This window comes from Stenotrophomonas sp. C9D9, assembly GCF_056491205.1.
The window spans coordinates 2,011,885-2,027,918 of sequence record NZ_JBSZIF010000004.1 but is presented as its reverse complement, the minus strand read 5'-3'; the positions used below and the strand labels follow the sequence as shown (position 1 = coordinate 2,027,918).

Here is a 16,034-nt window from a genome sequence, read left to right as displayed (position 1 = left end):
TCTGCAGAACCGCTTGATGCCTTCGATCCTGATCATCGACGACAACGCCAGTGTGGGTACCGCGCTGGACGTGCTGTTCTCCCTGCACGATATCGACACCCTGCAGGCGCAGAGCCCGGCCGAGGGGCTGGCCCTGCTCGAGTCGCAGCCGGTCGACCTGGTGATCCAGGACATGAACTTCAGCGAGGACACCACCTCCGGCGAGGAAGGCGAAGTCCTCTTCGCACAGATCCGTGCGCGCCACCCGGACCTGCCGGTGATCCTGCTGACCGCCTGGACGCACCTGAGCAGCGCGGTGGACCTGGTCAAGGCCGGTGCCGCCGACTACCTGGCCAAGCCCTGGGACGACCGCAAGCTGCTGACCACGGTCAACAACCTGCTGGAGTTGTCCGAGGCACGGCGCGAACTGGACCGCCGACGCAGCCGCGAGCTGCGCCAGCGCAATGCGCTGGAAGAGAAGTACGAGCTGTGCGGTGCGGTGTTCGCCGATCCGGCCAGCGAGCGCGTCATCGCACTCGCCTGCCAGGTCGCGCGCTCCGAACTGCCGGTGCTGATCACCGGCCCCAACGGTGCTGGCAAGGAGAAGATCGCGCAGATCATCCAGGCCAACTCGCTGGTGGCCAAGGGTTCGTTCATCACAGTCAATTGTGGCGCCCTGCCCTCGGAACTGATCGAGGCCGAACTGTTCGGTGCCGAAGCAGGCGCGTATACCGGCGCCAGCAAGGCGCGCGAGGGCAAATTCGAAGCTGCCGACGGAGGCACGCTGTTCCTGGATGAGATCGGCAACCTGTCGCTGGGCGGTCAGATGAAGCTGTTGCGCGTGCTGGAAACCGGTCGTTTCGAGCGCCTGGGCTCCAATCGCGAACGCCAGGTCAAAGTCCGCGTGGTCAGCGCGACCAATGCCGACCTGCCGGCGATGATCCGCGACGGCACCTTCCGCGAAGACCTGTATTACCGCCTCAATACGGTGGAACTGGTACTGCCACCGTTGGCCGAGCGCCCGGGCGACATCGTGCCGCTGGCCGAGCGCTTCCTGACGGCCGGCAAGCCACTTTCCAATGCTGCAACCGCGGCCCTGCAACGGCACCCGTGGCCGGGCAACGTGCGCGAACTGCGCAACGTGATCCAGCGTGCCGAGCTGCTGGCGACCGGCAACCACATCGAAGTGGCCGATCTGAACCTGCCGCGTGCTTCACCTGCACCGCGCCCGGCACCGAGCGCCGGCAATGATCCAGACCGTGCGCGCATCGAGGATGTGCTGGCGCGCAACCACGGCGTCATCGCCCAGGCCGCCGCCGAACTCGGCCTGAGCCGCCAGGCGCTGTACCGGCGCATGGACCGGCACGGCATCCCACGCGAATGAAGCGGCGCTCGTTCACCTTCCGCCTGTTCCTGCGCCTGCTGCCGGTGCTGGCGCTGGCCGCCGCCTTGCCGTGGCTGCTGGCGTACTGGATGGACCATGGCTGGGTGGTGACCACGGTGTCGGCGGTGATCCTGCTGGCACTGATGTGGTGGACCCTGCTCCGCGCCACCGCACCGGTGCGCTCGCTGATGCGTGCACTGTCCGGCACCACCAGCAGCTACCGCGACGGCGAGTACAACTTCGGCGTGTACTGGCCGGGCAACGACGAACTGGGCGACCTGGTGCAGGCGCACCGCGAACTGGGCGATGTACTGCGCGAGCAGCGGCAGGGCCTGGTGCAGCGCGAACTGCTGCTGGACACCATGGTGCAGAACACACCGGTGGCGATGCTGCTGATTGCTTCCGGCGGCGATGGCATCGCCCGCGTGGTGTTCTCCAACCTGGCCGCACGCAAGCTGCTGCATGGTGGCTGGAAGCTGGAGGGCCAGCGCCTGGAAGAGGTGCTGGAACAGGTGCCGGTGGAGCTGCGCGATGCCATCGCCCGTGGCGGCGACAGCCTGTTCGCGGTGCATGCCGAGGGCGAGGACGGCGACGAGGATGACGAGCAGGTCTATCACCTGTCGCGCCGCGCCTTCCAGCTCAACGGCCGTCCGCACGACCTGCTGCTGGTACGCCTGCTCACCGCCGAACTGCGCCGCCAGGAAGTGCAGACGTGGAAGAAGGTGATCCGGGTGATCAGCCACGAGCTCAACAACTCACTGGCGCCGATCGCCTCGCTGGCCCACTCCGGTGGCGTGCTGGTGCAGCGCGAGCGCTTCGATCGGCTGCCCGAGATCTTCACCACCATCGAAGACCGCGCACGCCACCTGGAAGGCTTCATCCGTGGCTATGCGCGCTTTGCCAAGCTGCCGCAGCCGCAACTGCAGACCGTGCACTGGGCACCCTTCCTGTCCAGCCTGCGCCAGCAGATCCCGTTCACCATGGATCGCGAACCGGACGAGGAACTGAGCAGCCGCATCGACATCGCGCAGTTCGGGCAGGCACTGCTGAATCTTCTGAAGAACGCGCATGAAGCCTGCGCCGAGGCCGATCCGCCCAACGATGACGTGCAGGTGCAACTGACGCGGCTGCCGCAGTGGCTGCGCCTGGATGTACTGGACCGCGGCAAGGGCATGAACGAGCAGGTGCTGCAGAACGCACTGATGCCGTTCTATTCGACCAAGCGCAATGGCACCGGCCTGGGACTGGCACTGACCCGCGAGATCGTGGAAGCGCACGGTGGCCGCGTGTCGCTGCAGAACCGCGGTGATGGCGGGTTGTGCGTGTCGATCCTGTTGCCGGTGGGCTGAGCGGGCCGATCGGGTAGAGCCACGCCATGCGTGGCTGTGCCGACCAAGGTCGGCACCTACCAGACGCGCCGCATCACTACCCGCAGGTGCATCGGAAAGCCGAGCGCGGCCTCTTCGGCCATGACTGCGCGCAGACCGTCGTTCCACTCCGCCTCAGGCACTACGTCGAACCCTTCGCTGGCATAGAAGGCTGCATTCCACGGCACATCGCTCAAGGTGGTCAGCACCGCTGCAGCAAAGCCGGCAGCCCTGGCCTGCGCCAAGGCATGGCGCAGCAATGCACGGCCGTGGCCACGACGCGCATGCGCCGGGTCCACGTCCATCTGCAGCACATGGAACTCACCGCACAGTTCGCCAGCCAGCAGGTAACCCGCAACGCCACCATCAGCGGCATCGACTACCCACAGCTGGCCACGCTGAAGGCCGTCCTGCAGGGTCAGCAGGTCCAGGCCGTGGCCGGCGAACACCGGATAGGCTTCGTGGCCCTTCAGCAGCTCACCGGCACGCTGTTCGATCGCCGGCAGCACGCCAAGCTCGTCGGCGTGCGGAAGGCGTGGTTCAGGGCTTCTTGACCGGGCGCTTCCAGCCATCGATGGTTTCCTGTCGTGCACGTGCCAGTGTCAACTTGCCGTCCGGAGCGGTGCGGGTGATGACCGAGCCGGCGGCGATGGTCGCGCCCTCGCCGATCGTCAGCGGTGCCACCAGCGAGCTGTTGGAGCCGATGAACGCGTTGTCGCCGATGGTGGTGGTCGACTTGTTCACGCCGTCGTAGTTGCAGGTGATGGTGCCGGCACCGATGTTCACCCTGCTGCCGATCACCGCATCACCCAGATAGGTGAGGTGATTGGCCTTGCTGCCGACACCGAGGGTGACCTTCTTGGTCTCGACGAAGTTGCCGACGTGCACGCCATCGGCCAGCACGGTACCTGGGCGCAGGCGCGCGAACGGACCGACCAGTGCCGCGCCTTCGGTGACCACGCCTTCCAGATCACAATGCGCGCGTACTTCGGTGCCCGGGCCGAGAGTGACGTCCTTCAGCCGGTTGAACGGACCAATGGTGACGCCGTCACCGAGCACGATGTTGCCTTCAAGGACGACATCGACATCGATCAGCACGTCGCTGCCCACGGTAACGGTGCCACGGATATCCAGTCGTGCCGGGTCGCGCACGCGTGCGCCCTGTGCGCACAGCGCACGCACCGCACGGCGCTGCCAGGCGCGCTCCAGCTGCGACAGCTGCCAGGGATCGTTTGCCCCCTCGGCTTCCTGCGCGTCGGCCACCAGCGCCATCTCGGCCGGGGTGTACTCGTGCGCGGCGAACGCGAACACATCGGTGAGGTAGTACTCGCCCTGCGCGTTGCTGTTGGAGAGCTGCGACAGCCAGCGGCGCAGCGCGGTCGATTCTGCGGCGATGATGCCGGTGTTGATCGTGCGCACGCGCAGCTGGTCATCGGTGGCGTCCTTCTGCTCGACGATCGAGCCCACCTTGCCCTCCGCATCACGCAGCACGCGGCCGTAACCGGTCGGGTCATCGACGTCGGCCACCAGCACCGCCAATCGCCCCGGCTGCGCCAGCAGGTCGCGCAGGGTCTGCGCGCGGATCAGCGGCACATCGCCGTACAGCACCAGTACCTGCGCAGCATCGGGAACCTGCGGCATCGCCTGTGCGACGGCGTGCCCGGTACCGAGCTGCTGTGCCTGCTCGGCCCATTGCAGATCGGGCTGGTCGGCGAAGTACTGACGCACCGCCTCGCCACCATGGCCGTAAACCACGTGGATGGCCGCCGGCTGCAGCTCGCGGGCCGCATCGATCACGTGCGCCAGCATCGGTTGGCCGGCGATCGGCTGCAGCACCTTCGGCAGCACCGACTTCATGCGCTTGCCGGCGCCGGCGGCGAGGATGATGACGTGCAGGGCTTGGGTCATGGGAGCGGCAGTCCGTGGTTCGTTGCCGATGATTCTAGAGCGTGGGCCGTTAACATGGGCATCCCTCCTCCTTCACCATGCCGATGAGCCTCGTCCGCCAGGGAAGCGCCTATCTCGCGATCGGGCTCGTGCAGCTGCTGGTCGATTGGCTGGTGTTCGTGGTCACCACCGCGCTGGGCATGCCGGTGGCGCCAGCCAACATCGCCGGTCGCCTGGCCGGCATGCTGCTGGGCTTCTGGCTCAACGGCCGCTACACCTTTGCCGAGGCCGGCACCCGCAAGCTTGGATGGAAGCGCTTTGCACGCTTCTTCGGGCTGTGGCTGCTGCTGACGGCGGCTAGCACGCTGCTGGTCAGCCTGGTCGACCAGGCGCTGGGCCTGCAGTACACGTGGCTGGCCAAGCCGCTGGTGGAAGGCGGGCTGGCGTGCGTGTCGTTCCTGTTGATGCGCTACGTGGTGTACCGCTGATACGACGTCGGGATCGGGACCGGTAGCGTCGGCTGAAGGTCGACGCTACCCGATCGGCCCAGCCACACTCTCCAAACAAAAACGCCGGCACAGGGCCGGCGTTCTCGTGGGTGCAGCGCGAACCTCAGTGCTTGAGATTCTTGCGCAGGCGCTCCAGCGCCTGCAGCTGGACGACGGCTTCAGCCAGCTTCTGCTGGGCTTCGGCCACTTCCATCGCTTCGCCGCGGTTGGCCAGGATGCGCTCGGCTTCTTCCTTGGCCTTGCGGACCGAGGCTTCGTCGATGTCCTGCGCGCGGATCGCGGTGTCGGCCAGCACGGTCACTACCTGCGGCTGCACTTCCAGGATACCGCCGGAAATGGCGAAATCCAGCTGCTCGCCGTTCGGCGTGGTCACCACCACCTTGCCCGGCTTCAGGCGGGTGATCAGCGGCGCGTGCTTGGGCGCGATGCCCAGTTCGCCCAGCTCACCGGTGGCCACGACCAGGGTCGCTTCGCCACGGAAGATTTCCTGCTCGGCGCTGACGATGTCGCAACGGATCGTGCTCATGCAAATCTCTTCGCTGTTCGCGGCGGCGCAATGCCACCGTGGGGGTCCACCGGCGCGGGCGGTTGCCCGGCGCCGGCGTCAGGTCGGGCAGGATCGCTCCCGCCCGTCCCGGATCAGGCCTTCTCGGCCATCTTCTTGGCCTTCTCGACCGCTTCTTCGATGCCGCCGACCATGTAGAACGCCTGCTCCGGCAGGTGGTCGTACTCGCCATCGACGATGGCCTTGAAGCCACGGATGGTGTCCTTCAGCGGCACGTACTTGCCCGGCGAACCGGTGAACACTTCGGCCACGTGGAACGGCTGGCTGAAGAAGCGCTCGATCTTACGGGCGCGCGACACGGCCTGCTTGTCCTCTTCGGACAGCTCGTCCATGCCCAGGATCGCGATGATGTCCTTCAGTTCCTTGTACTTCTGCAGGGTCTGCTGGACGCGCTGGGCGGTGTCGTAGTGCTCGTGGCCGATGACCAGCGGGTCCATCTGGCGGCTGGTGGAGTCCAGCGGATCGACGGCCGGGTAGATACCCAGCGAGGCGATCGAACGCGACAGGGTCACGGTCGAGTCCAGGTGGGCGAAGGTGGTCGCCGGCGACGGGTCGGTCAGGTCGTCCGCGGGAACGTAGACGGCCTGGATCGAGGTGATCGAACCGTTCTTGGTCGAGGTGATGCGCTCCTGCAGAACGCCCATTTCCTCGGCCAGGGTCGGCTGGTAACCCACGGCGGACGGCATGCGGCCCAGCAGTGCCGACACTTCGGTACCGGCCAGGGTGTAGCGGTAGATGTTGTCGACGAACAGCAGGACGTCCTTACCCTTGCCGTTTTCGTCCTTCTCGTCGCGGAAGTACTCGGCCATGGTCAGGCCGGTCAGGGCGACGCGCAGACGGTTGCCCGGCGGCTCGTTCATCTGGCCGTACACCATCGCCACCTTGTCCAGGACGTTGGAGTCCTTCATTTCGTGGTAGAAGTCGTTGCCCTCACGGGTACGCTCACCCACGCCGGCGAACACGGACAGACCGCTGTGCGCCTTGGCGATGTTGTTGATCAGTTCCATCATGTTGACGGTCTTGCCGACGCCGGCGCCGCCGAACAGGCCGACCTTGCCGCCCTTGGCGAACGGGCACATCAGGTCGATGACCTTGATGCCGGTTTCCAGCAGCTCGGTGGCCGGGGACTGGTCTTCGTACGACGGGGCCGCACGGTGGATTTCCCAGCTGTCGCTGGCCGCCACCGGGCCGGCTTCGTCGATCGGACGGCCGAGCACGTCCATGATGCGGCCCAGGGTGCCAGCACCGACCGGCACGGAGATGCCGCGGTTGGTGTTGGTGGCAACCAGGTTGCGCTTCAGGCCGTCGGTGGAACCGAGGGCGATGGTACGCACCACGCCGTCGCCCAGCTGCTGCTGGACTTCGAGGGTGATTTCGGTGTTGTCGACCTTCAGTGCGTCGTACACCTTCGGCACCGACTCACGCGGGAATTCGACGTCGACGACCGCGCCGATGATCTGAACGATCTTGCCCTGACTCATTGCTGCATCCTCTAATGTGTGCTTTGAACGAACGCGGTCAGACTGCTGCCGCGCCGCCGACGATTTCGGAGATTTCCTGGGTGATCGCTGCCTGGCGCGCCTTGTTGTAGACGAGCTGCAGGGTGCCGATCAGCTTGTTGGCGTTGTCGCTCGCCGCCTTCATCGCAACCATGCGTGCCGCATGCTCGGAGGCGACGTTTTCCAGCAGTGCCTGGTACACCAGCGACTCGATGTAACGCGTCATCACGTGCTCGAGCACGGTCGCGGCATCGGGTTCGTACAGGTAGTCCCAGTCGTGGTGAGCGACCTGCTTCTCAGCCGGCGGCAGCGGCAGCAGCTGATCGAAGCTGGCCTTCTGCACCATGGTGTTCACGAAGCGGTTGTAGACCAGGTACACGCGGTCGATCTTGCCTTCGGTGAAGGCGTCGAGCATGACCTTGATCACACCGATCAGCGATTCCAGCTTCGGCACGTCGCCGATGTGGGTCACGCTGCCGACCATGTTGACCTTCACGCGGCGGAAGAAGGTCGAAGCCTTCTGGCCGATGGTCACCAGGTCCACTTCGGCACCCTTGTCCTGCCATGCCTTGGCTTCGCCCAGCATCTTGCGGAACAGGTTGTTGTTCAGGCCGCCGGCCAGGCCGCGATCGGAGGAGATCACGATGAAACCGACCCGCTTGACCTGTTCGCGCTCGACCAGGAACGGATGCTGGTAATCGGTACTGGCCTGGGCCAGGTGGCCGATCACCTGCTTCATCGCCTGCGCGTACGGACGCGAGGTCTTCATCCGATCCTGCGCCTTGCGGATCTTGGAGGCCGAGACCATTTCCAGGGCGCGCGTCACCTTGCGGGTGTTCTGCACGCTCTTGATCTTGGTTTTGATTTCGCGTCCGCTTGCCATCTCTTGTTTCCCGTGGCGCGGGGCTGATGCCCCGCGTTGTTCAACCGTTTGAGCGGGGCGAGCCCCGCTCTACGAGCGCTGGATTACCAGCTGCCGGTGGTCTTGAACTCGGCGATGCCCTTCTTGAAGGCACCTTCGATGTCGTTGTCCCAACCGCCGGTGGCGTTGACCTTGCTGATCAGCTCGCCCTGGGTGTTGGCGAAGTGGGCGTGCAGGCCTTCTTCGAACGCCAGCAGCTTGTTGACCGGCACGTCGTCGAGGTAACCCTCGTTGACGGCGTAGATCGACAGCGCCTGGTTGGCGATCGACATCGGCGCGTACTGCTTCTGCTTCATCAGCTCGGTGACGCGCTGGCCACGCTCCAGCTGCTTGCGGGTCGCTTCGTCCAGGTCCGAGGCGAACTGCGCGAACGCAGCCAGCTCGCGGTACTGGGCCAGCGAGATACGGATGCCGCCCGACAGCTTCTTGATGATCTTGGTCTGGGCCGAGCCACCGACGCGCGACACCGAGATACCGGCGTTCACGGCCGGGCGGATGCCGGCGTTGAACAGGTCGGTTTCCAGGAAGATCTGGCCGTCGGTGATCGAGATCACGTTGGTCGGAACGAAGGCGGACACGTCGCCGGCCTGGGTTTCGATGATCGGCAGCGCGGTCAGCGAACCGGTCTTGCCGGTGACCTTGCCTTCGGTGAACTTCTCGACGTATTCCTCGGACACGCGGGCAGCGCGTTCCAGCAGACGCGAGTGCAGGTAGAACACGTCACCCGGGTAGGCTTCACGGCCCGGCGGACGCTTCAGCAGCAGCGAGATCTGGCGGTAGGCGACGGCCTGCTTGGACAGATCGTCGTACACGATCAGCGCGTCTTCGCCGCGGTCCATGAAGTACTCACCCATGGTGCAGCCCGAGTAGGCGCTGATGTACTGCATGGCAGCCGATTCGGAAGCGGTCGCGGCCACCACGATGGTGTGGGCCAGCGCGCCGTTCTCTTCCAGCTTGCGCACGATGTTGGCGATGGTCGAGGCCTTCTGGCCAATCGCAACGTACACGCACTTGATGCCGGTGCCCTTCTGGTTGATCACCGCATCGATCGCCATGGCGGTCTTGCCGGTCTGGCGGTCACCGATGATCAGCTCGCGCTGGCCACGGCCGATCGGGATCATCGAGTCGACCGACTTGTAACCGGTCTGCACCGGCTGGTCGACCGACTTGCGCCAGATCACGCCCGGAGCAACGCGCTCCACCGGAGCGGTCAGGTCGGTGCCCAGCGGGCCCTTGCCGTCGATCGGCTCGCCCAGCGCGTTCACGACGCGGCCCAGCAGTTCCGGACCGACCGGCACTTCCAGGATGCGGCCGGTGGTCTTGGCGACGTCGCCTTCGCGCAGGTTCTCGTAGTCACCCAGGACCACGGCGCCGACCGAGTCGCGCTCCAGGTTCAGGGCAAGTGCGAAGGTGTTGTTCGGCAGTTCGATCATTTCGCCCTGCATCACGTCGGCCAGACCGAAGATGCGCACGATGCCGTCGGACACGCTGGTCACGGTGCCTTCGTTGCGCGATTCCGCGGCCAGCTTGACCTTCTCGATGCGGTTCTTGATCAGTTCGCTGATTTCGGAGGGGTTGAGCGTGGTTGCCATCGTCAAGTCCTAGTGCCGGCAGCGGGGCCGGACGTTAAATGAATTCAGTTAGCGAGCGCGGTCTGCAGACGGGCCAGCTTGCCCTTCAGCGAACCATCGATGACCACGTCGCCGGCGTCGATCACGGCGCCGCCGATCAGCGAAGCATCGACCGCGGTGGTCACGTCGACCTCGCGGTTGAAGCGCTTGCGCAGCGCAACCTTGATCGCGTCCAGCTCGCCGGCCGACAGCTCGGAAGCCGAGGTCACCGTGGCCTTGACCACGTGCTCGGCTTCGGCGCGCAGGGCGTCGAACATGCCGGAGATTTCCGGCAGCAGCGGCAGACGATGCGATTCGGCCAGGATGGCCAGGAAGCGCGAGTAGGTCTCGCCGTGGGACACCGGCGCCAGCAGGGCGACGGCGTCGTCACGACCCAGCTCCGGGTTGGCGAGCAGGGCCGCCACGCGCGGGTCGGCGGCGACGTGGGCGGAGAACGCCAGGGCGTCCGACCACGGCGCGAACGCGCCTTCGTCGCGCGCGGTCGCGAACGCGGCGCGGGCGTACGGGCGGGCAAGCGTGAGGGCCTGGCTCATCCTTAGATCTCCGAGGCCAGCTCGTCGAGCAGCGCCTTGTGGGCGTTGGCGTCGATTTCGCGCTTGAGCAGCTTTTCGGCACCGGTCACGGCCAGCGCGGACACCTGCTTGCGCAGATCTTCACGGGCACGGTTGGCGGCGGCGTCGATTTCAGCCTGGGCCAGTTCCTTCTGACGGGTGGCTTCGGTGATCGCTTCGTTACGGGCAGCATCAACGATCTGGTTGGCACGCGCGTGGGCCTGATCGATGATCTCGTTAGCCTTGGTGCGGGCTTCCTTCAGCGCTTCGTTGACCTTCTCCTGCGCCTGGGCCAGATCTTTCTGGCTGCGGTCAGCAGCAGCGAGGCCTTCAGCAATCTTCTGCTGGCGCTCTTCGATCGCGTTCATCAGCGGCGGCCAGATCTTGGTCGCGATGATCCAGATCAGACCAGCGAAGGCCAGCGCCTGCGCAAGAAGGGTGAAATTGATATTCATGGTTAGCTCGATCGCTGGTTTCGGGGTGGACGCGCCGCCGTAGCGGCGCATCCGGCCTTCATCCGAAACCGGGTGCATCAGCACCCGGTCGTCTCAAACCGCTGTATCAGCCGGCCAGAGCCTTGGTGACGGCGCCAGCAAAGGCAGCCGACAGCGGGTTGGCGAAGGCCAGCAGCAGGCCAACGGCGACCGAGATGATGAACGCGGCGTCGATCAGGCCGGCGGTGATGAACATGCGGACCTGCAGGACCGGGATCAGTTCCGGCTGGCGGGCGGCCGACTCCAGGAACTTACCAGCCATGATGGCCAGACCCAGACCGGCGCCCAGCGCGGCCAGGCCGATCATGATGCCGACGGCAAGGGCGGTGGAGCTCTGAATCTGCGCGAAGTTGGTCAGGACGGCGAAGTACATGGTTATCTCCAGGAACTTAAGTTGCTAAGGGTGATGAAACGGATGAAGGTTGAAACGCGTTGAAGCTTGAAACTCAGTGAGCGTCTTCCGACAGGCTCAGGTACACGATCGACAGCATCATGAAGATGAAGGCCTGCAGCGGGATCACCAGCAGGTGGAACAGCATCCAGCCAAGGCCGAACACACCACCTGCGATGGCACCGAAGAAACCGGCACCACCCAGCACCCAGATCAGCAGGAACACGATTTCGCCGCCGAACATGTTGCCGAACAGTCGCATCGCCAGCGAGATCGGCTTGCTCAGCCACTCGACGATGTTGAGGATCAGGTTGAACGGCATCATCCACTTGCCGAACGGGGCCGTCAGGAATTCCTTGACGAAGCCGACCAGGCCCTTGGACTTGAGCGCGAAGAACAGCATCAGGAAGAACACGCTGATGGCCATGCCGAGGGTGGCGTTGACGTCAGCGGTCGGGACCGGCTTCCAGTAGTGAACGCCCACCCATTCCAGCGGCTTGGCGATGAAATCAGCCGGGATCATCTTCAGCAGATTCATCAACAGGATCCAGAAGAAGATCGTGATGGCGATCGGCGTGACCAGCTTGCTCTTGCCGTGGTAGGTGTCCTTGGCCTGGCGGTCGACGAACTCCAGGCAGATCTCGACGAAGGCCTGCCACTTGCCCGGCACGCCAGCAGTGGCCTTGCGGGTCCCCAGCCAGAACGCGACAACGATCACCAGGCCCATCAGGACAGCGGTGAGGAAGGTATCGACGTGGATATGCCAGAACATACCCTCACCCTTGCCGACCGGTGCGGTCAGGTTGTGCAGGTGATGCTGGATGTAGCTGGTAGGGGTTAGAGCCTCGCCCGCCATGTGTCCGGAACCTTCAGTTAATTGAATTCTGTCAACGCCTGGCCATGGCCAGGACCTGGAACATCAAGCCGACGGCGATACCGGCCAACAGCGCCAATGCAGGCAGCTTGAAGACCAGGAACCCCACCAGCAGGACGCCGAAAACCACGACCCACTTGGCTACGATCGCAATGATCAGGCGAGCCATCGCCGATCCTGCGGCCACCGCACCACCACCCAGTGCCATCCGTGCCGCAACCCAGCCACCGGCCGAAATGGCCACACCGGACGCCAGCGCGCCGAGGGCATATTTCGGACCCACCAGCAGGAAGGCCAGGGCCAGGACAGCGACCGCGGCCAGCGGGTAGACCGCGGCGCGCAGCATCAGTCGCCGACCCGCATCAACGGAGTTCAGCACAGGACGTCCCGCGTGGTTGCAAGTGGAGGGCTGAGGCGGCTACAGCAGGGGGGCCTCATCGAGCCGCCAAATTATAGCAATGGGACAATTTGCGAGACAACCGCTGCCTGTTCATCCCGGGAAGCCGCAAGTTGCGGTAACGGTTACATTTTTGCGTGCCACCCAGGGGACAATGACGTCCGCGTGATGCTGCACCGCAGTATTGAACTTTGGTCGCAGGCGCGGAACTTTCGCCGGATGCGCCGGTCCGATCTTGCGACCTGCCTGCAGCAACCTCGTCGACGCTCCGCCCCGCAGGTCCCACGATGGCCCCGAAGCCCGGCTCCGGGGCCATCTTTTTGCATCGTCGCGACAGCGCTGAACCGTGCACACCTCGTGGACCATACGTTCACGGATGGTGGACGTGCCTGTCCGGCACAGTGGTTTTCATTCTGATGAACCACTGCAAGGACTCTTCGATGCGCTCCGTACCCACCCTGCTCGCCCTCTCCCTGCTCGCCGCCGGTGCTTCGTTCGCCACTGCCGCCCATGCCGCCGAAGGCGATGACCGCTTCGCCATCCGCCTGGGTGCGATGAACATCGATTCGGACAACACGATCCGCGGCAAGACCAATGTGGCTGGCCAGGATGTCTCCCTGAACCAGGACTTCAAGCTGGGGGGCAAGGAATGGGAGCCGCGCATCGATGGCATGTTCCGCATCAGCAATCGCCAGCGCCTGCTGTTCAACTACTTCAAGTACGACAAGGACCGCCGCGAGACCCTCGACCAGGGCATTTCCTTCGGCGGTGAGAACGTGCCGGCCGGCAGCTTCGTGAAGGGTGAACTGAAGTACCAGGTGGCCAGCCTGGTCTACGATTACTCGGTCGTCGATACCGACACCTTCGACCTCGGCCTGCAGATCGGTGGCGAGTACGCCAAGGTCAGCACCAAGGGCTACGCCGACCTGGGCACCGTCTACGAAGGCCAGTTCCTCAACGAGAAGGCTGACGGCATCGCGCCGGTGGTGGGTGCGCGCATGACCTTCACCCCGGGCGAGCGCTGGATGATCACGCTGCAGGGCCAGTACCTGAACACGCGTTGGGGCAGCTTCGATGACTACAAGGGCGACCTGAGCCGCGCCAATGCCATCGTCGATTACCGCTTCACCAAGAACTTCGGTGTGTTCGCCGGCTACGACTGGTTCAAGCTGGACGTGGACAAGAAGGGCAGCGACGGCACTGTCGGCCTGAAGCAGGAATTCAAGGGCCCGGTGGCCGGTATCAGCTTCGTGTTCTGATCCCCCGCCCCTTCCACGGCATCCTCTCTCCTGGCGCGGCCTCCGGAACATCGGGGCCGCGTTTTTTGTGGGTTCCTGACAGGAGAGCAGAAGCGGGTTGGTCGAGCGCTGGAGAGAGCGGGGGCTGCGTGCGAATGTCCCCCGGCGCTGGCCTGCGGCCGACACCTCCTCCTTTACTTCGCACACAGCCCCCGCTCCCTCCGCGTGTCAGGCGTCCACGCGGCCCAGGCAATGGCTCTCGACTATCCGCAAGCCGAGTCGCTGCGTGGGTGGCGGGCATTTCGACAAAGTAAAGGAGGAGGCGACCGCCACAGGCGGGCGACGGGGGACATTTGTCGAAATGCCCGCCACCCGCGCAGCGGCCCCACCCTTTGCTGCAGCACTGATCGAAGAAAAAAAGCCCCGGCAGAGGCCAGGGCTTTTCGTTCGGAACGGCGCGGGCGCCTTACTTCTTCTTCGGCATGTACAGATCGGTGATCGTGCCGTCGTAGATTTCCGAGGCCATCGCCACCGATTCGCTCAGCGTCGGGTGGGCGTGGATGGTGTGGCCGATGTCCTCGGCTTCCGCACCCATCTCGATCGCCAGGCCGATCTCGGCCAGCAGGTCACCGGCATGCACGCCGACGATCGCACCACCGATGATGCGGTGGGTCTCTTCGTCGAAGATCAGCTTGGTGAAGCCCTCGGTGCGGCCGATGCCGATCGCGCGTCCACTGGCGGCCCACGGGAACTTGGCCACGCCGACCTTCAGGCCCTTGGCCTTGGCTTCGGTCTCGGTCACACCGACCCAGGCGATTTCCGGGTTGGTGTAGGCCACCGACGGAATCACACGGGCAACCCATTCCTTCTTGTGGCCAGCGGCCACTTCAGCAGCCAGCTTGCCTTCGTGCGTGGCCTTGTGCGCCAGCATCGGGTTGCCGACGATGTCGCCGATGGCAAAGATGTGCGGCACGTTGGTGCGCATCTGGCGATCGACCGGGATGAAGCCACGCTCGGTGACCTGCACGCCGGCCTTTTCTGCATCAATCTTCTTGCCGTTCGGCGAGCGGCCCACGGCCACCAGCACGCGGTCGAAGGTGCCCTGCGCCAGCGCAGGCGCCTGGCCTTCCTCGGCGGCTTCGAAGGTCACGGTGATGCCCTTGGCATCGGCGGTGACGCCCGAGGCCTTGGTCTTCAGGTGCACGTCGATGCCCTGCTTCTTCAGGCGGTCGGCCAGCGGCTTGACCAGGTCCTTGTCGGCGCCCGGCATCAGCTGGTCCATGAACTCGACCACGGTGACCTTGCTGCCCAGCGCACCGTACACGGTGGCCATTTCCAGGCCGATGATGCCGCCGCCGACAACCAGCAGCGAGCCCGGCACTTCGGCCAGCTCCAGCGCGTCGGTGGAATCCATCACGCGCTTGTCGTCCCACGGGAAGTTCGGCAGCTTCACCGCCTGCGAACCGGCGGCGATGATGCACTTCTGGAAGCGCAGCAGCTGGGTGCTGCCGTCAGCAGCAGTGATTTCCAGCTCGTTGGCCGAAACAAACCTGCCGACGCCCTGCACGTTGCGGACCTTGCGCTGCTTTGCCATGCCGGCCAGGCCCTTGGTCAGCTGGTTGACGACTTTTTCCTTGTACTCGCGCAGCTTGTCCAGGGTGATGGTCGGCTTGCCGAACTCGACGCCGAAATCACCGGCATGGGCCACTTCGTCGATCACCGCTGCGGCGTGCAGCAGGGCCTTGGACGGAATGCAGCCCACGTTGAGGCAGACGCCGCCGAGGCTGGCGTAGCGCTCGACCAGCACCGTATCCAGGCCGACGTCGGCGGCGCGGAAGGCGGCGGTGTAGCCGCCCGGGCCGGAGCCCAGCACGACCATCTCGCATTCGATGTCGGCCGGCTTGCCACTGGACAGCGCCGGCTTCGGCGCAGCCGGTTCGGCCGGGGCGCGGTGCGACGGAGTCACTGGCGGCTTGCTGGCCGGCGCGGCGGCCTTGGCCGGGGCTTCGGCGGCGCCTTCAGCGTCCAGCACCACGACCACGGCGCCTTCGGACAGGGTGTCGCCCAGCTTGACCTTGATTTCCTTGACCACACCGGCGGCCGAAGACGGCACTTCCAGGGTGGCCTTGTCCGACTCCAGGGTCACCAGACCCTGATCCTTCTTCACCGTATCGCCGACGGCGACCAACACTTCGATCACCGGCACATCGCTGTAATCGCCGATGTCGGGAACCTTGACTTCAATCGTGGCCATGGTGGGTTTTCCTCGTGCCCGCCCGGCGGTGCCGGTGGGCTGTCACTGCATCTGTTCACGCGGCCGCGCCAGGGGCTGCGGCCGCACGGTGG

The 16,034-nt window shown here is 65.1% G+C and carries 16 protein-coding genes; 4 read left to right on the top strand and 12 right to left on the bottom strand.

The features are described from left to right. The first annotated feature begins 16 nt into the window (after positions 1–16). Together ACXI0D_RS14720 and ACXI0D_RS14715 are read left to right on the top strand one after the other, a co-directional pair. Positions 17–1,363 (top strand): sigma-54-dependent transcriptional regulator, encoded by a 1,347-nt coding sequence (locus ACXI0D_RS14720; RefSeq protein ID WP_101766117.1) that lies wholly within the window; start codon positions 17–19, stop codon positions 1,361–1,363. After that, positions 1,360–2,712 carry a sensor histidine kinase gene (locus ACXI0D_RS14715; RefSeq protein WP_119006798.1) on the top strand — a complete coding sequence of 451 codons (1,353 nt, stop codon included), beginning with the start codon at positions 1,360–1,362 and terminating at the stop codon, positions 2,710–2,712. The genes ACXI0D_RS14720 and ACXI0D_RS14715 overlap by 4 nt, the downstream gene beginning before the upstream one ends. A gap of 56 nt (positions 2,713–2,768) precedes the next feature. Here the strand turns inward: ACXI0D_RS14715 and ACXI0D_RS14710 are convergent, their stop codons facing one another. Together ACXI0D_RS14710 and glmU are read right to left on the bottom strand one after the other, a co-directional pair. Next, positions 2,769–3,302 carry a GNAT family N-acetyltransferase gene (locus ACXI0D_RS14710; RefSeq protein WP_049445926.1) on the bottom strand — a complete coding sequence of 178 codons (534 nt, stop codon included), beginning with the start codon at positions 3,300–3,302 and terminating at the stop codon, positions 2,769–2,771. Next, complete coding sequence (glmU, locus tag ACXI0D_RS14705) at positions 3,271–4,638, bottom strand: bifunctional UDP-N-acetylglucosamine diphosphorylase/glucosamine-1-phosphate N-acetyltransferase GlmU (protein ID WP_049445924.1); 1,368 nt, start codon at positions 4,636–4,638, stop codon at positions 3,271–3,273. Before glmU ends, ACXI0D_RS14710 begins: the two co-directional genes overlap by 32 nt. 83 nt (positions 4,639–4,721) lie before the next feature. On the opposite strand from glmU, the gene ACXI0D_RS14700 reads away from it, so the two are divergent. Next, entirely contained in the window at positions 4,722–5,105 is a 384-nt protein-coding gene (locus tag ACXI0D_RS14700; protein ID WP_119006799.1) for a GtrA family protein, read from the top strand. A 124-nt stretch (positions 5,106–5,229) separates the two neighbouring features. On the opposite strand, the gene ACXI0D_RS14695 is transcribed toward ACXI0D_RS14700, so the two are convergent. The 9 genes from ACXI0D_RS14695 to ACXI0D_RS14655 form a co-directional block, all read right to left on the bottom strand. After that, complete coding sequence (locus ACXI0D_RS14695; RefSeq protein WP_005419509.1) at positions 5,230–5,652, bottom strand: F0F1 ATP synthase subunit epsilon; 423 nt, start codon at positions 5,650–5,652, stop codon at positions 5,230–5,232. Positions 5,653–5,765: 113 nt separating this feature from the next. Then, entirely contained in the window at positions 5,766–7,172 is a 1,407-nt protein-coding gene (gene atpD / locus ACXI0D_RS14690) for a F0F1 ATP synthase subunit beta (protein ID WP_010481327.1), read from the bottom strand. A 37-nt stretch (positions 7,173–7,209) separates the two neighbouring features. After that, positions 7,210–8,073 (bottom strand): F0F1 ATP synthase subunit gamma, encoded by an 864-nt coding sequence (gene atpG / locus ACXI0D_RS14685; protein ID WP_005411129.1) that lies wholly within the window; start codon positions 8,071–8,073, stop codon positions 7,210–7,212. A gap of 83 nt (positions 8,074–8,156) precedes the next feature. Then, entirely contained in the window at positions 8,157–9,704 is a 1,548-nt protein-coding gene (atpA, locus tag ACXI0D_RS14680; RefSeq protein WP_014038567.1) for a F0F1 ATP synthase subunit alpha, read from the bottom strand. A gap of 44 nt (positions 9,705–9,748) precedes the next feature. Beyond that, positions 9,749–10,276: a F0F1 ATP synthase subunit delta gene (locus ACXI0D_RS14675; protein ID WP_032129048.1), complete on the bottom strand. Its 528-nt coding sequence runs from the start codon at positions 10,274–10,276 to the stop codon at positions 9,749–9,751. A 2-nt stretch (positions 10,277–10,278) separates the two neighbouring features. Further along, positions 10,279–10,749, bottom strand: a complete 471-nt coding sequence (locus tag ACXI0D_RS14670; RefSeq protein WP_005419512.1) for a F0F1 ATP synthase subunit B — start codon at positions 10,747–10,749, stop codon at positions 10,279–10,281. Between the two features lie 106 nt (positions 10,750–10,855). Then, entirely contained in the window at positions 10,856–11,161 is a 306-nt protein-coding gene (atpE, locus tag ACXI0D_RS14665) for a F0F1 ATP synthase subunit C (protein WP_005411133.1), read from the bottom strand. 73 nt (positions 11,162–11,234) lie between these two features. Then, positions 11,235–12,035 carry a F0F1 ATP synthase subunit A gene (gene atpB, locus ACXI0D_RS14660; RefSeq protein ID WP_014038569.1) on the bottom strand — a complete coding sequence of 267 codons (801 nt, stop codon included), beginning with the start codon at positions 12,033–12,035 and terminating at the stop codon, positions 11,235–11,237. 31 nt (positions 12,036–12,066) lie between these two features. Beyond that, positions 12,067–12,432, bottom strand: coding sequence for a hypothetical protein (locus ACXI0D_RS14655; RefSeq protein WP_014648497.1), 366 nt, complete (start codon positions 12,430–12,432; stop codon positions 12,067–12,069). A 458-nt stretch (positions 12,433–12,890) separates the two neighbouring features. Here ACXI0D_RS14655 and ACXI0D_RS14650 point away from each other — a divergent pair, with 458 nt between their 5' ends. Continuing rightward, positions 12,891–13,709, top strand: a complete 819-nt coding sequence (locus ACXI0D_RS14650; protein ID WP_049445989.1) for a hypothetical protein — start codon at positions 12,891–12,893, stop codon at positions 13,707–13,709. A gap of 445 nt (positions 13,710–14,154) precedes the next feature. On the opposite strand, the gene lpdA is transcribed toward ACXI0D_RS14650, so the two are convergent. Further along, the gene (gene lpdA / locus ACXI0D_RS14645; RefSeq protein WP_119006801.1) at positions 14,155–15,942 is read right to left on the bottom strand and encodes a dihydrolipoyl dehydrogenase; all 1,788 of its coding nucleotides are present in this window, start codon (positions 15,940–15,942) and stop codon (positions 14,155–14,157) included. Positions 15,943–16,034: the final 92 nt, after the last annotated feature.

What these genes read in the sequence shown, in the direction of transcription:
- ACXI0D_RS14720 (WP_101766117.1), top strand. Translation starts at nt 17, where the DNA reads ATGCCTTCGATCCTGATCATCGACGACAACGCCAGTGTGGGTACCGCG.
- ACXI0D_RS14715 (WP_119006798.1), top strand. Translation starts at nt 1,360, where the DNA reads ATGAAGCGGCGCTCGTTCACCTTCCGCCTGTTCCTGCGCCTGCTGCCG.
- ACXI0D_RS14710 (WP_049445926.1), bottom strand. Translation starts at nt 3,302, where the DNA reads ATGGCTGGAAGCGCCCGGTCAAGAAGCCCTGAACCACGCCTTCCGCAC.
- glmU (WP_049445924.1), bottom strand. Translation starts at nt 4,638, where the DNA reads ATGACCCAAGCCCTGCACGTCATCATCCTCGCCGCCGGCGCCGGCAAG.
- ACXI0D_RS14700 (WP_119006799.1), top strand. Translation starts at nt 4,722, where the DNA reads ATGAGCCTCGTCCGCCAGGGAAGCGCCTATCTCGCGATCGGGCTCGTG.
- ACXI0D_RS14695 (WP_005419509.1), bottom strand. Translation starts at nt 5,652, where the DNA reads ATGAGCACGATCCGTTGCGACATCGTCAGCGCCGAGCAGGAAATCTTC.
- atpD (WP_010481327.1), bottom strand. Translation starts at nt 7,172, where the DNA reads ATGAGTCAGGGCAAGATCGTTCAGATCATCGGCGCGGTCGTCGACGTC.
- atpG (WP_005411129.1), bottom strand. Translation starts at nt 8,073, where the DNA reads ATGGCAAGCGGACGCGAAATCAAAACCAAGATCAAGAGCGTGCAGAAC.
- atpA (WP_014038567.1), bottom strand. Translation starts at nt 9,704, where the DNA reads ATGGCAACCACGCTCAACCCCTCCGAAATCAGCGAACTGATCAAGAAC.
- ACXI0D_RS14675 (WP_032129048.1), bottom strand. Translation starts at nt 10,276, where the DNA reads ATGAGCCAGGCCCTCACGCTTGCCCGCCCGTACGCCCGCGCCGCGTTC.
- ACXI0D_RS14670 (WP_005419512.1), bottom strand. Translation starts at nt 10,749, where the DNA reads ATGAATATCAATTTCACCCTTCTTGCGCAGGCGCTGGCCTTCGCTGGT.
- atpE (WP_005411133.1), bottom strand. Translation starts at nt 11,161, where the DNA reads ATGTACTTCGCCGTCCTGACCAACTTCGCGCAGATTCAGAGCTCCACC.
- atpB (WP_014038569.1), bottom strand. Translation starts at nt 12,035, where the DNA reads ATGGCGGGCGAGGCTCTAACCCCTACCAGCTACATCCAGCATCACCTG.
- ACXI0D_RS14650 (WP_049445989.1), top strand. Translation starts at nt 12,891, where the DNA reads ATGCGCTCCGTACCCACCCTGCTCGCCCTCTCCCTGCTCGCCGCCGGT.
- lpdA (WP_119006801.1), bottom strand. Translation starts at nt 15,942, where the DNA reads ATGGCCACGATTGAAGTCAAGGTTCCCGACATCGGCGATTACAGCGAT.